General features: G+C 61.1%; 11 protein-coding genes and 1 pseudogene. 2 read left to right on the top strand and 10 right to left on the bottom strand.

All coding sequences use genetic code 11. The features are described 5' to 3' along the window. Window positions 1-49: 49 nt before the first annotated feature. Together HX824_RS33015 and HX824_RS33010 are read left to right on the top strand one after the other, a co-directional pair. Window positions 50-871, top strand: a pseudogene (locus HX824_RS33015) (cache domain-containing protein); the annotation flags it as partial. Between the two features lie 36 nt (window positions 872-907). Then, complete coding sequence (locus HX824_RS33010; RefSeq protein WP_371132463.1) at window positions 908-1,729, top strand: methyl-accepting chemotaxis protein; 822 nt, start codon at window positions 908-910, stop codon at window positions 1,727-1,729. Between the two features lie 59 nt (window positions 1,730-1,788). Here the strand turns inward: HX824_RS33010 and HX824_RS25520 are convergent, their stop codons facing one another. The 10 genes from HX824_RS25520 to nuoG form a co-directional block, all read right to left on the bottom strand. After that, entirely contained in the window at window positions 1,789-2,103 is a 315-nt protein-coding gene (locus tag HX824_RS25520) for a DNA-binding transcriptional regulator (RefSeq protein WP_177055327.1), read from the bottom strand. Then, window positions 2,093-2,443, bottom strand: coding sequence for a toxin (locus tag HX824_RS25515; protein ID WP_032899042.1), 351 nt, complete (start codon window positions 2,441-2,443; stop codon window positions 2,093-2,095). The genes HX824_RS25520 and HX824_RS25515 overlap by 11 nt, the downstream gene beginning before the upstream one ends. A 238-nt stretch (window positions 2,444-2,681) precedes the next feature. Beyond that, window positions 2,682-4,145: an NADH-quinone oxidoreductase subunit NuoN gene (gene nuoN, locus HX824_RS25510; protein ID WP_003219557.1), complete on the bottom strand. Its 1,464-nt coding sequence runs from the start codon at window positions 4,143-4,145 to the stop codon at window positions 2,682-2,684. Between the two features lie 7 nt (window positions 4,146-4,152). Next, on the bottom strand, window positions 4,153-5,685 hold the full coding sequence (gene nuoM, locus HX824_RS25505) for an NADH-quinone oxidoreductase subunit M (RefSeq protein WP_003219558.1): 1,533 nt from the start codon (window positions 5,683-5,685) through the stop codon (window positions 4,153-4,155). Between the two features lie 49 nt (window positions 5,686-5,734). Then, window positions 5,735-7,588: an NADH-quinone oxidoreductase subunit L gene (gene nuoL / locus HX824_RS25500; protein WP_003219559.1), complete on the bottom strand. Its 1,854-nt coding sequence runs from the start codon at window positions 7,586-7,588 to the stop codon at window positions 5,735-5,737. Beyond that, window positions 7,585-7,893 carry an NADH-quinone oxidoreductase subunit NuoK gene (gene nuoK, locus HX824_RS25495; RefSeq protein WP_003219560.1) on the bottom strand — a complete coding sequence of 103 codons (309 nt, stop codon included), beginning with the start codon at window positions 7,891-7,893 and terminating at the stop codon, window positions 7,585-7,587. The genes nuoL and nuoK overlap by 4 nt, the downstream gene beginning before the upstream one ends. A 2-nt stretch (window positions 7,894-7,895) precedes the next feature. After that, a complete protein-coding gene (gene nuoJ, locus HX824_RS25490; RefSeq protein ID WP_003219561.1) occupies window positions 7,896-8,399 on the bottom strand; it encodes an NADH-quinone oxidoreductase subunit J in 504 nt (167 codons plus the stop codon). Between the two features lie 9 nt (window positions 8,400-8,408). Next, window positions 8,409-8,957 (bottom strand): NADH-quinone oxidoreductase subunit NuoI, encoded by a 549-nt coding sequence (gene nuoI, locus HX824_RS25485; RefSeq protein ID WP_003174725.1) that lies wholly within the window; start codon window positions 8,955-8,957, stop codon window positions 8,409-8,411. 11 nt (window positions 8,958-8,968) lie between these two features. Beyond that, on the bottom strand, window positions 8,969-9,976 hold the full coding sequence (gene nuoH / locus HX824_RS25480; RefSeq protein ID WP_003219563.1) for an NADH-quinone oxidoreductase subunit NuoH: 1,008 nt from the start codon (window positions 9,974-9,976) through the stop codon (window positions 8,969-8,971). Beyond that, window positions 9,973-12,687, bottom strand: a complete 2,715-nt coding sequence (nuoG, locus tag HX824_RS25475) for an NADH-quinone oxidoreductase subunit NuoG (protein ID WP_008432794.1) — start codon at window positions 12,685-12,687, stop codon at window positions 9,973-9,975. The genes nuoH and nuoG overlap by 4 nt, the downstream gene beginning before the upstream one ends. Window positions 12,688-12,816: the final 129 nt, after the last annotated feature.

The following is a 12,816-nucleotide window of genomic DNA, read 5'->3' as shown; positions in this document are numbered from 1 at the left end:
TTGTAACTAGCCGTTAACCTCTTGAGTTGTCCCTCAAGAGAGAAGAGCCATGCGTCTGAGTCTAAAGGCCAAAGTACTGTCCCTTGCTGTCCTGCCCGTGTTGTTGTTTGCCGTGATCATCAGCCTGACCACGGTGTGGATCCTTCGGGAGCAGGCCCGCAACGAGGTCGAAGAAACCCGTCAGAACCTGCTCAACGACGCCAAGACCACCTTGCGCGGCTACGTCGAGGTGGCGATGACCACCATCAAGCCGCTGTACGACGCTGCCGCCCAAGGCGATACGGCCGCACGGACGCAAGTGGTCAAGCTGCTGTCCAACATCAGCTATGGCAAGGACGGTTATTTCTTCGGCTACGACTCCGAGACCATTCGCCTGTTCAAGGGCAACAGCCCGGACGGCGTCGGCAAAAGCTTCAAGGACAACCGCGACCCGAACGGCGTCTACGTCAACCGCGACCTGGTGAAAGTCGGCAAGGACGGCACCCACTACCTGCAATACAGCTCGACGCAGCCCGGCCAGACCGAGCTGGTGCCCAAGCTTGGCTACACCGAATACTTGCCCAAGTGGGACATGGTGATCGGTACCTCGGTGAACCTGGACGGCATCGACGCCCAGGTTGCCGAGGTTCAGGCCAAGGTGGAGAAACGCATGGAAGGCGTGGTCCTGAGCATCATCGGCATTGCCGTGGTGGTGCTGTTGGTGATTGCCGCCGTGGGCATGCTGGTGGCCAATACCATCCTGCGGCCGTTGCACCTGATGAAGATCAACCTCGACGACATCGCCGCCGGTGAGGGTGACCTGACCCGCCGCCTGGCCATCACCAGCCAGGACGAGCTTGGCGAACTGGCAGGCTCTTTCAACCGCTTTGTCGACAAGATCCACAGCCTGGTACGCCAGATCACCGAGATGACCTCCCAGCTTACCGGCCTGGTGAGCCAGGTCGCCGAGCAAGCCAACCGCTCGGAAAAAGCCATGGAGCGCCAGCGTCACGAGACCGACCAAGTGGCTACCGCGATCAACGAAATGTCCTCCGCGGCCCATGAAGTGGCGCGCAGTGCCCAAGGCGCAGCCGTCGCTGCGCAGCAAACCGACGCCGAAGGCCAGGCCGCGAAAAAAGTCGTGGATGGCAGCATCGCGCAGATTCACGCGCTGGTGAACGACATCCGCAGCAGCGGCGTGTCCCTGGACAGCTTGCAGCAGGATGTGTCGTCGATTGTCAGCGTGCTTGGCGTGATCCGCTCGATTGCCGAACAGACCAACTTGCTCGCCCTCAACGCCGCCATTGAAGCCGCGCGGGCAGGGGAGGCCGGTCGTGGTTTTGCCGTGGTCGCCGACGAAGTACGGGCGTTGGCCAGCCGCACCCAGCAAAGCACCCAGGAGATCCAGGGCATGATCGACCGCCTGCAAAAAGGCACCGAAGCCGCCGTGGAGTCCATGCGCCGTTCCAGTGACGCCGGTGACGGCACATCGGCCCAGGCCAACGAAGCCGGAGCATCCCTGGACACCATGGCGCAGCTGATCGGCACCATCAACTCGATGAACGCGCAGATCGCCAGCGCGGCGGAAGAACAAACCGCCGTGGCCGAAGAGATCAACCGCAGCGTGCATCAGATCGCGGTGGCGGTTGACAGTGTGGCCGATGAAACCCAACAGGGTGCCCAGACCTCCCGCAGCCTGGCGGACCTGGGGCAGCGGTTGGGTCAGTTGGTGGGGCAGTTCAGGATTTGATTGCAGGCTTGAGCCGTCGGCAACGTCCCGTTGCCGACGGGCTTGGCTGGATTGATCGATCAGGTCAACAGCGCCAAACGTTCCACCGTCTCCGGAAACTTCGACACCAGCCGAATCAAGGTTGCCGCCTGAGCATTGGGTGTGGCCCGGCCTTGCTCCCAATTTTCCAGGGTCCGGGTGTTGGTGCGCAGGTACATCGCAAACACCGAGCGCGACAGATTGAGTTGTTGACGCACAGCGACTACTTCGTCGGCAGTGAGCGGTGCCAGCTTGCTCAACTGCACCTTGTGGCTGCGCAGCGTTACCTTGCCTTGTCGTTCATCTGCCAGCGCGTCGAAGCCTTCGACCAGTTCGGAAAAGATGTCACGTTTCATAAGATTTTCTCGCTTTGATTTCCCTGTCCAGCAGGTGTTTGAGCGCCGTTTTGTGTTGAGCGCTCAGGTCGTCCTGTTCGTGTTTGCCATAAAGGGTGAACAGCCAGAACTGCGTACCGCCCGACCACCAGTAATAGATGACTCGCAGGCCACCCCGTTTGCCCTTGTTGCGTCGCTCGTCGACAAAGCGCACCTTGCGTAACCCGCCGGTTCCCTCTATCACGTTGCCCGCTTGCGGGTTTCTCATCAACTCTTGTTGAAAGCCGTGAAATAACTCATCACTCAGATAATCCCTGCGGTGCCGCTCAAAGGCTGGCAATTCGATAAATAGAGCATCCATGTTCTGTACGTAGCCTGCGTATAGTTTGGTGGCCCATCTGCGGTGGGTCAAGTGACCCTGCTGTGGGATGTTTCCTAAAACGCAACCACGATACGAGCGACCCAGGCAGGGTGATGCCGGAAGGGGAGGCATCTCGACGAGGAAAATTCCCTTTGTGTGTCAGACAACAAATTAATACGCCAGAAACGCAAAACGGCGCCCGAAGGCGCCGTTTTGCTTGCTGCGTTTAACTAAGCGATCAGCCCGCCATCACCGCATGCTGCACCAGGGTGAGCAACGGTTGTGGGTACACACCCAGGAAGAACGCCAGCAGGGCGATTGCCAGCAGCATCACGCCGCCTGCTTTCTGTTCCCAGTGCAACTCGGCGTCCACACGGCGCAGGTTTGGCTCGATCAGGTACAAGGTCACCATCACGCGCAGGTAGTAGAAAACGCCGATGGCGCTGCCCAGTACCAGGGAAGCAACCAACCACCATTCGTGCGCTTCAACACCGGTGGCCACGATGTAGAACTTGCCGATGAAGCCCGCAGTCAGCGGGATACCCGCCAGGGACAGCATCATCACGGTCAGTACTGCGGTCAGGTACGGACGGCGCCAGAACAGGCCGCGGTATTCGTACAGGGCGTCGGCGTCGCGGCCTTTGTAAGGCGAGGACATCAGCGTGATCACACCGAATGCACCCAGGCTTGTGATCACGTAGGTGACCAAGTACACGCCGATGGCTTCCATCGCCAGGCCCTTGCTCGCCACCAGGGCGATCAGCAGGTAACCGAAGTGCGCGATGGACGAATAACCCAGCAGACGCTTGAGGTTGTTCTGGGTCAGCGCCAGCAGGTTGCCGAACAGGATCGAAGCGATGGCGATGATGGTCAGCACGTTGCTGAGTACACCGGTGTTGGCCGCAGGGGAGATCTGGAACAGACGCACCATCACGGCAAACACGGCGACTTTCGACGCGGTAGCCAGGAAAGCAGCCACCGGCGCCGGGGCGCCTTCGTACACGTCCGGGGTCCACAGGTGGAACGGCACCAGCGACAGCTTGAACGCCAGGCCGATCAGCATCATGGCCAGGCCCAGTTGGGCAATTGGCGCAGGGCTGCCGGAGGCTGCCAGGGCGTGACCGATACCGCTGAAGCTCAGGCTGCCGGCTTCTGCGTAGAGCAGGGCCATACCGAACAACAGGAACGCCGAACCGGCTGCCGACAGCACCATGTACTTGATGCCGGCTTCCAGGGAGCGCTTGTTGAAGAAGGCATACGCCACCAGGCCGTAGACCGGGATCGACAGCAGTTCCAGGCCGATGAACAAGCCGGCCAGGTGCTGCGCGCTGACCAGCACGATACCACCGGCCGCAGCCAGCAGGATCAGCAGGTACAGCTCTTCGCGGTTGCCCGGGTAGCCGGTGCCGCCTTCGCCGAGGTAGGCGTGGGCGAGCGTGACGCAGGCCAGGGTGGCAACCAGGATCAGCGCGATATACAGCAGCGCGAAGTCATCGACCATCATCAGCGGGGTCACGGCCAGTGGCGCGACCTTGAGTGCCGGGATAATCGACAGCAGGGCCAGGTTCAAGCCCGCACAGGACAGCAGGAACGTTTGCGAGTGATTGCGGCGCCAGGCGATCGCCAGCATCACCACCACGATGGTGAGGCTGGTGATCAGCAGCGGCGCAAGCGCGATAAAGTGTTGGATCGTGAATTCCATAGCGCTCTTACCGGGCCGAAGCGAGTTGAGAGAAGGCGGTGCCGAACCACTGCTGCACGCCATGCATCGTTGCGGCAGAAGTATCCAGGAACGGTTGCGGGTACACGCCGATAAACACCAGCAGTACCGCAAGGCCGAGCACCATGATCAGTTCGCGACCGTCCATGCCGTGCAACACGGTGTCGGACTTGGCCGGACCGAAGTATGCGCGGTGGATCATGATCAGCGAGTAGACCGAACCGAACACCAGGCCAGACGTAGCGATCGCACTGACCCACGGCGTATGCACGAAGGCACCCATCAGGATCAGGAACTCGCCGATGAAGTTGCCGGTACCCGGCAAGCCCAGGGATGCGGCGGCGAAGAACAGGCTGATGGCCGGCAGGTAGGCGATACGTGACCACACGCCACCCATCTCGCGCATGTCACGAGTGTGCAGGCGCTCGTACAGTTGGCCGCTGAGGATAAACAGTGCCGCTGCCGACACACCGTGAGCCAGCATCTGGATCACGGCGCCTTGCAGCGCCAGTTGGCTGCCGGAGTAGATGCCGATCAGTACGAAGCCCATGTGGGAAACGGACGAGAAGGCAATCAGACGCTTGATGTCGGTTTGGGCGAAGGCCAGGAACGCACCGTAGAAGATCCCGATCAGACCGAGGGTCATGGCGATCGGCGCGAACTCGGCCGAGGCATTCGGGAACAGCGGCAGGGCGAAACGCAGCAGGCCGTAGGCCGCCGTCTTCAACAGGATACCGGCCAGGTCGACGGAACCTGCAGTCGGCGCCTGGGCGTGAGCGTCAGGCAACCAGGAGTGGAACGGCACCACCGGCAGCTTCACCGCGAACGCGATGAAGAAGCCCAGCATCAGGATGTACTCGGTGGTCAGGGACATCTTGGTTTTCAACAGGTCGGCGTAGTTGAACGTGATCACGCCCGTGCTGTTGAAGTTGACCAGTACCAGGCCCAGGATCGCCACCAACATGATCAGGCCGGAAGCCTGGGTGAAGATGAAGAACTTGGTCGCCGCGTAGATCCGGGTTTTCTTGCCGTCCGAAGAACTGTGACCCCAGAGCGCGATGAGGAAGTACATCGGCACCAGCATCATTTCCCAGAAGAAGAAGAACATGAACAGGTCGAGGGCGAGGAACACGCCGACAACGCCGCCCAGGATCCACATCAGGTTCAGGTGGAAGAAGCCCACGTGACGCTGGATCTCTTTCCAGGAGCAGAGTACCGAGAGGATACCCAGCAGGCCGGTCAGCAGGATCATCAACAGCGACAGGCCGTCGAGGGCCAGGTGCACGTTGATGCCGAAGCGCTGGATCCACACGTGCTTGAATTCAAGCGCGAAGGTGGGATCGACACCCGGTGCCGGAGCAAATGAATAGTCACCGTGGGCCCACAGCCAGAGGCCGAGCGCGAGTTCCAGGGACATGGTCAGCAACGCAATCCAGCGGGGGAGGGTGGCGCCGAAGCGTTCACCCATCCAGCAGAGCAGGCCGCCGATAAAGGGGATCAGGATTAGCCAGGGCAGAATCATGACGGGCTCGTTTCCTTTCGCAAGTTCGCAAAGTTCGCAATGTGCATAGTCAGACCGCGACCACGATGATGGCGCCGATTACCAGGACGGCACCGGCCGCCATGGAAGCTGCATACCAGCGCAATTGGCCGGTCTCGCTGCGGCTCAGGGCGGTGTGACCGGCCTTGGCGGCACGCGGGATCAAACCGATGGTTTGGTCGAGCGGGTCTTTGCGCAGTACGTGGCTGATCGCAAGGTACGGCTTGACGAACAGTTTGTCGTAGATCCAGTCGAAGCCCCAGGCAGCGAACCACCAGGCCGAAAGGAAGCGGCCAATGCCACTGTTGGCGATGGCGGTGACGAAGCGGCGCTTGCCGAGGAACAGCAGGGCCGCCAGCAGGATACCCGCGATGGCGATGGCGCCCGAGGCGATTTCCAGGCTGTGCTTGGCTGCACCACCGGCATGGCCGGCGCTTTCCGGCAAAACACCGGCCAGTGGCGGGGTGATCATGGCGCCGACGAAGGTCGACAGGATGATCAGCACCGACAGTGGCAGCCAGTGGGAAATGCCATGGCCTGCGTGGGCTTCAGTCTTGGCTTCACCGTGGAACGTGATGAAGATCAGGCGGAAGGTGTACAGCGAGGTCATGAACGCACCTACCAGGCCGGCGTACAGCAGGCCGTGGTTACCGCTGGCAAAGGCTTCCCAGAGGATTTCGTCTTTCGAGTAGAAACCTGCGGTCACCAGTGGCAGGGCCGACAAGGCCGCGCCGCCGACGATGAAGCTGGCGTAGGCCAACGGCAGTTTCTTCCACAGGCCGCCCATCTTGAAGATGTTCTGCTCGTGGTGGCAGGCAACGATCACCGCACCGGAAGCAAGGAACAGCAGGGCCTTGAAGAAGGCGTGGGTCATCAGGTGGAAGATCGCGCCGTCCCAGGCGCCAACGCCCAGGGCCAGGAACATGTAGCCGATCTGGCTCATGGTCGAGTAGGCGAGGATACGCTTGATGTCGGTCTGAACCAGGGCAGCAAAACCTGCCAGTACCAGGGTCACGCCACCCACCAGGCCCACCAGGTGCAGAATCTCCGGCGCCAGGGTGAACAGGCCGTGGGTACGGGCAATCAGGTAGACACCGGCGGTTACCATGGTTGCGGCGTGGATCAGTGCCGAAACCGGGGTAGGGCCGGCCATCGCATCCGCCAGCCAGGTTTGCAGCGGCAGTTGTGCGGATTTACCGACAGCGCCACCCAGCAGCATCAGGGTCGCCAGGGTGATCCAGAAGTCGCCGACCTGGAATTTCTGCGGTGCCAGCACCAGCAGTTCCTGGATGTTCAGCGTGCCCACCTGTTGGAACAGGATGAACAGGCCGATGGCCATGAACACGTCACCGATCCGGGTCACGATAAAGGCTTTGAGTGCGGCGTTACCGTTGTTGCGGTTGCTGTAGTAGAAACCGATCAACAGGTACGAGCACAGGCCCACGCCTTCCCAGCCGAAGTACAGGAACAACAGGTTATCGCCCAGCACCAGGAACAGCATGCTCGCGATAAACAGGTTGGTGTAGGCGAAGAAGCGCGAGTAACCGGCTTCACCGCGCATGTACCAGGACGCGAACAGGTGGATCAGGAAGCCCACACCCACCACCACGCCGAGCATGGTGATCGACAGGCCGTCGACGTAGAGGGCGAAGTTGGGCTTGAAGCCCTCCACCGACATCCACTGCCACAACACCAGGGTGTAGTGACCGCCTTCAGGCGGTGCGACGTTGAATTGCCAGATGACGTAGGCGGCCACAATTGCCGACAGGCCGATGGAACCCACGCCGACCAGGGCCGAGAGGTTTTCCGACCAGCGTCCACGGGAGAACGACAGCAGCAGGAAACCGATCAGGGGAAATACGAAAGTCAGAAAGATCATGTTCATCCGCGCATCTCACTGGCAGCGTCGATATCAAGCGTGTGGAAGCGACGATACAGTTGCAGCAGGATCGCCAGGCCAATACTGGCCTCGGCGGCTGCCAGGCTGATCACCAGGATGAACATCACTTGTCCATCCGGCTGGCCCCAACGGCTACCGGCCACGATGAACGCGAGTGCCGCGGCGTTCATCATGATTTCCAGGCTCATCAACACGAACAGAATGTTGCGGCGAACCATCAGGCCGACCAGGCCAAGGCAGAACAGGATGCCGGCGACCGCCAGACCATGCTCCAAAGGGATAGCAGGCATCGTCATTGCTCCTTGGCTTCGTTGCGGCCCAAGTGGAAGGCGGTGATGGCTGCAGCGAGCAGCAGCATCGAAGCCAGTTCGACCACCAGCAGGTACGGGCCGAACAGGCTGATGCCCACGGCTTTCGCGTCTACGGTGGTGTGGCCGATGGCCTGGCCGCTCTGGTGAGCGAACAGCACATACAGCAGTTCACCCAGCAGCAGGGCTGCCAGGATCACCGGGCCGAGCCAGATGCCGGGCTTGAGCCAGACGCGTTCCTGGGCGACAGACGCCGGCCCCAGGTTGAGCATCATCACCACAAACACGAACAGCACCATGATGGCGCCGGCGTAGGCGATCACTTCCAGTACACCGGCGAACGGTGCGCCGAGGCTGAAGAAGGTCATGGCCACGGCGATCAGCGAAATGATCAGGTAGAGCAGGGCGTGCACGGGGTTAGTGTTGGTGATCACGCGAAGCGTGGACACCACTGCAATACCCGATGCGAAATAGAAAGCGAATTCCATCTTTCTTCCTTAAGGCAGCAAGCTCTTCACGTTGATCGGCTCGGCTTCGTTTTGTGCGGCGCCTTTCGGCTTACCGGCAACGGCCATACCTGCAACACGATAGAAGTTGTAATCAGGGTTTTTACCGGGACCAGAGATCAGCAGATCTTCTTTCTCGTACACCAGGTCCTGACGTTTGAACTCGGCCATCTCGAAATCCGGTGTCAGCTGGATCGCGGTGGTCGGGCAAGCTTCCTCGCAGAGGCCGCAGAAAATGCAGCGCGAGAAGTTGATGCGGAAGAAGTCCGGGTACCAGCGACCGTCTTCGGTTTCAGCTTTCTGCAGCGAGATGCAACCCACCGGGCACGCCACGGCGCACAGGTTGCAGGCCACACAGCGCTCTTCGCCGTCGGGGTCGCGGGTCAGGACAATGCGGCCGCGATAACGCGGCGGCAGGTACACCGCTTCTTCCGGGTATTGCAGGGTGTCGCGTTTGCGAAAGCCGTGACCGAACACCATCACCAGGCTTCGCAACTGGGTACCGGTACCCTTAACGATGTCGCCAATATATTTGAACATGGGTCAAATCCTCACTGAACCGCGCCCGCTGGCGTGTTCAACAACACAACGGCAGCAGTCACCAGCAAATTGATCAGGGTCAGCGGCAGGCAGAATCGCCAGCTGAAATCCATCACCTGGTCATACCGTGGACGCGGGATGGAAGCGCGCAGCAGGATGAACAGCATGATGAAGAACGCGGTCTTCAGGAAGAACCAGAAGAACGCCAGCTGCGGCAGGATGCCGAACGGACCGTGCCAGCCGCCGAAGAACAGCGTGACCAGCAGGGCCGAGATCAAGATGATGCCGATGTATTCACCAACGAAGAACATGCCCCATTTCATGCCGGCGTATTCAATGTGGTAACCGTCGGCCAGTTCCTGTTCCGCTTCCGGCTGGTCGAACGGGTGACGGTGAGTCACGGCGACGCCAGCGATGAAGAACGTACAGAAGCCGAAGAACTGCGGAATGATGAACCACAGGTTCTGCGCCTGGTACTCGACGATGTCGCGCATGTTGAACGAGCCCACCTGCACCACGATGCCCATCAGCGCGAGGCCCATGAACACTTCGTAGGACACGGTCTGGGCCGAGGCCCGCAAGCTGCCCAGCAGGGCGAACTTGTTGTTGCTCGACCAACCGGCGAACAGCACCGCGTAGACCGACAAGCCGGCCATGGCGAAGAAGAACAGCAAGCCGATGTTCAGGTCCGCCACGCCCCAGGTCGGGGTGATCGGGATGATTGCGAAGGCAATCAGCAAGGCGCTCATGGCCACGACCGGTGCCAGGGTGAAGATCACCTTGTCGGCAAACGGCGGGGTCCAGTCTTCCTTGAAGAACATTTTCAGCATGTCGGCGGCGATCTGGAACATACCAAACGGGCCAACGCGGTTCGGACCGTAACGGTCCTGCCACCAGCCCAGCAGGCGACGTTCGACGAAGCTGAGCAGGGCGCCCGCCACGACCACGGCCAACAGGATCACGATGGCCTTGACCACCGCGATGATCACGTCGATCACTTCAGGGGTGAACCAGGTCATTGAGCTGCCTCCTGCAGACCGTCAACGGTAAGGCCGAAGATCGCCGGAGGAATCCCCGCGAGGCCTTTTGGCAATGCAACCAGGCCAGCACCCAACTCTTCGTCGATGCGCAGCGGCAGACGCAGGGTCTTGCCGGCGACGTTCACGCTGAGCAGGGCACCGTCGTTGACGCCCAGGCGGTCGGCTTCGGACTTGGCTACGGACACGTAGGCGGCTGGAATGCGCTCTTGTACCGGCGCGGCTTTGGAAGAAGTCTCTTCGCTGCCGAACAGGTGGAAGAACGGCACAACCTGCCAGGTACCCTGGGCCGGGTTGAACGGACGCGGAACGCTGGCGAACCAGTTCAGCGAGTCACCGGTGCTTTCGATCAGGCGGGTGCCCGGGTCGCCGGCACGGATGTGGCCACCGACTTCGTCCTGGAACTTGTTCCAGGCTTGCGGCGAGTTCCAGCCCGGCGACCAGGCGAAAGGCACCTGCTGACGTGGCTCGACCGAACCCGAGTAACCTTCCATGGAGAAGGCAAACGCGGTGTCGTTGTCTTGCGGTGTACGTGGCTCATGCACGCTGATGTCAGCCCGCATGGCGGTACGGCCGGAGTAACGCAGCGGTTCACGGGCGAGTTTCATGCCCTTGATGCGGAACGAGGCAGACGGTGCAGCGTCGACGATGCGCGCCAGTTGCGGTGCGGCTGCGGCTGTGGCGGCAGTCACGTGGTCGAGCTGGGTCCAGTCGATCGGCTGGTTCAGCAGGGTAGCGCGCAGGGCGTGCAGCCAGCGCCAGCCTTCGTGAACCAGGATGCTGGCGTCCATGTACTTCGGATCGAACACCTGGAAGAAGCGCTGGGCGCGGCCTTCCTGGCTGACCAGGGTACCGTCGCCTTCAGCAAAGCTGGCGGCGGGCAGTACCAGGTGGGCACGGTCGCTGGTGGCGGTTTTCTGGTGGTCGGCAACGATCACCACTTTGGCCGCGTTCAGCGCTGCGTCGACCTTGGCCGAATCAGTGCGGGTGTACAGGTCGTTTTCCAGCACCACGATCGCGTCGGCACTGCCGTCGGTCACGGCTTGCAGAGCGGCGTCGAGGGACTCGCCACCGAGCATGGCCAGGCCAAGGCTGTTGGCTTCCGGCACGATCAGGCTGATGGAACCGTTCTTCTCGCGCAGCTTCAAGGCTTTGGCAATGTTGGCAGCGGCTTCGATCAGCGCCTTGGAACCCAACGAGGTACCGGCAATGATCAATGGACGCTTGGCGGCCAGCAGGGCGTCGGCGATACGCTTGGCCAGTTCAGCGGCTTCAGCGTCCAGGCCTTCTACGGCAGGCGCACTGGCGTCGAGGGCGTGGGCCACGGCGAAACCGATGCGGGCCAGGTCGTCAGGCGCGGCGTGTACGCATTCTTCTGCGATGTCGTCGAGCTTGGTGGCGGTCAGGCTGGCGATAAACAGCGGGTTCAGCGCGTGCTGGCCGATGTTTTTCACCGCAGCGTCGAGCCAAGGCTGGACGCGCATGGCGTCGGCCATGTCTTCGGCCTTGCCTTTTACCGACTGGCGCAGGGACAGGGCCACGCGTGCAGCGGTTTGGGTCAGGTCTTCACCGAGGACGAAGATCGCGTCGTGGTCTTCGATGTCGCGCATGTTCGGAACCGGCAGCGGGCTGTCGTTCAGAACTTGCAGCACCAGGCGGATACGCTCCAGCTCACCGGCTTCGATACCCGAGTAGAAGTGTTCGGCGCCTACCAGCTCGCGCAACGCGTAGTTGCTTTCGAGGCTGGCGCGGGGCGAACCGATACCGACGATGTTGCGACCGCGCAGCAGGTCAGCGGCTTTATCCAGTGCTTCGTCGAGGCTCAACTTGGCGCCGTCGGCCAGCAGTGGCTGACGTGGGCGGTCTTCGCGGTTGACGTAGCCATAGCCGAAACGGCCACGGTCGCACAGGAAGTACTGGTTGACCGAACCGTTGAAGCGGTTTTCGATCCGACGCAGTTCGCCGTAGCGCTCACCCGGGGAGATGTTGCAACCGCTGGAGCAGCCATGGCAGATGCTCGGCGAGAACTGCATGTCCCACTTGCGGTTGTAGCGCTCGGAGTGAGTCTTGTCGGTGAACACACCGGTCGGGCAGACCTCGGTGAGGTTGCCGGAGAATTCACTTTCCAGGGTGCCGTCTTCAACGCGACCGAAGTACACGTTGTCGTGGGCGCCAAACACACCGAGGTCGGTACCGCCGGCGTAGTCCTTATAGAAGCGCACGCAGCGGTAGCAAGCGATGCAGCGGTTCATCTCGTGGGAAATGAACGGGCCCAGTTGCTGGTTCTGGTGGGTACGCTTGGTGAAGCGATACCGGCGCTCGTTGTGGCCGGTCATCACGGTCATGTCTTGCAGGTGGCAGTGGCCGCCTTCCTCACACACAGGGCAGTCGTGCGGGTGGTTGGTCATCAGCCATTCGACGACGCTGGCGCGAAACACTTTCGCTTCTTCGTCTTCGATGGAGATCCAGCTGCCGTCGGTGGCAGGGGTCATGCAGGACATGACGATACGACCACGGGTGTCGTTCTCGTCGGTGTACTGCTTGACCGCGCACTGGCGGCAAGCGCCAACGCTGCCAAGGGCGGGGTGCCAGCAGAAATATGGAATGTCGAGGCCTAGCGACAGACACGCCTGTAACAGGTTGTCTGCCCCATCGACTTCGAGCTCTTTGCCGTCTACGTGGATAGTGGCCATGGTTCAAAGTTCTTCGTTGGCCCGGTGTCAGCGGGCGTGGCTAATGGAATCTTGTTATTCATGTGCATCAACACAGCCTTGAAGGCGTCAGCACATGAGAAAGCGAAGGGCACGGACCCTTCGCCTTTT

The sequence above is a fragment of the Pseudomonas sp. D4002 genome (assembly GCF_013385665.1).
Classification (GTDB): Bacteria; Pseudomonadota; Gammaproteobacteria; order Pseudomonadales; family Pseudomonadaceae; genus Aquipseudomonas.
This window is presented reverse-complemented; position numbering and strand designations above follow the sequence as displayed.

Excerpts from the sequence above, each read along its gene's own strand:
- nuoN (WP_003219557.1), bottom strand. The coding sequence starts at position 4,145 with ATGGAATTCACGATCCAACACTTTATCGCGCTTGCGCCGCTGCTGATC.
- nuoM (WP_003219558.1), bottom strand. The coding sequence starts at position 5,685 with ATGATTCTGCCCTGGCTAATCCTGATCCCCTTTATCGGCGGCCTGCTC.
- nuoJ (WP_003219561.1), bottom strand. The coding sequence starts at position 8,399 with ATGGAATTCGCTTTCTATTTCGCATCGGGTATTGCAGTGGTGTCCACG.
- nuoK (WP_003219560.1), bottom strand. The coding sequence starts at position 7,893 with ATGCCTGCTATCCCTTTGGAGCATGGTCTGGCGGTCGCCGGCATCCTG.
- nuoG (WP_008432794.1), bottom strand. The coding sequence starts at position 12,687 with ATGGCCACTATCCACGTAGACGGCAAAGAGCTCGAAGTCGATGGGGCA.
- HX824_RS33010 (WP_371132463.1), top strand. The coding sequence starts at position 908 with ATGACCTCCCAGCTTACCGGCCTGGTGAGCCAGGTCGCCGAGCAAGCC.
- HX824_RS25515 (WP_032899042.1), bottom strand. The coding sequence starts at position 2,443 with ATGGATGCTCTATTTATCGAATTGCCAGCCTTTGAGCGGCACCGCAGG.
- HX824_RS25520 (WP_177055327.1), bottom strand. The coding sequence starts at position 2,103 with ATGAAACGTGACATCTTTTCCGAACTGGTCGAAGGCTTCGACGCGCTG.
- nuoL (WP_003219559.1), bottom strand. The coding sequence starts at position 7,588 with ATGAACATGATCTTTCTGACTTTCGTATTTCCCCTGATCGGTTTCCTG.
- nuoH (WP_003219563.1), bottom strand. The coding sequence starts at position 9,976 with ATGACCTGGTTCACCCCTGAAGTGATCGACGTGATCATCGCGGTGGTC.
- nuoI (WP_003174725.1), bottom strand. The coding sequence starts at position 8,957 with ATGTTCAAATATATTGGCGACATCGTTAAGGGTACCGGTACCCAGTTG.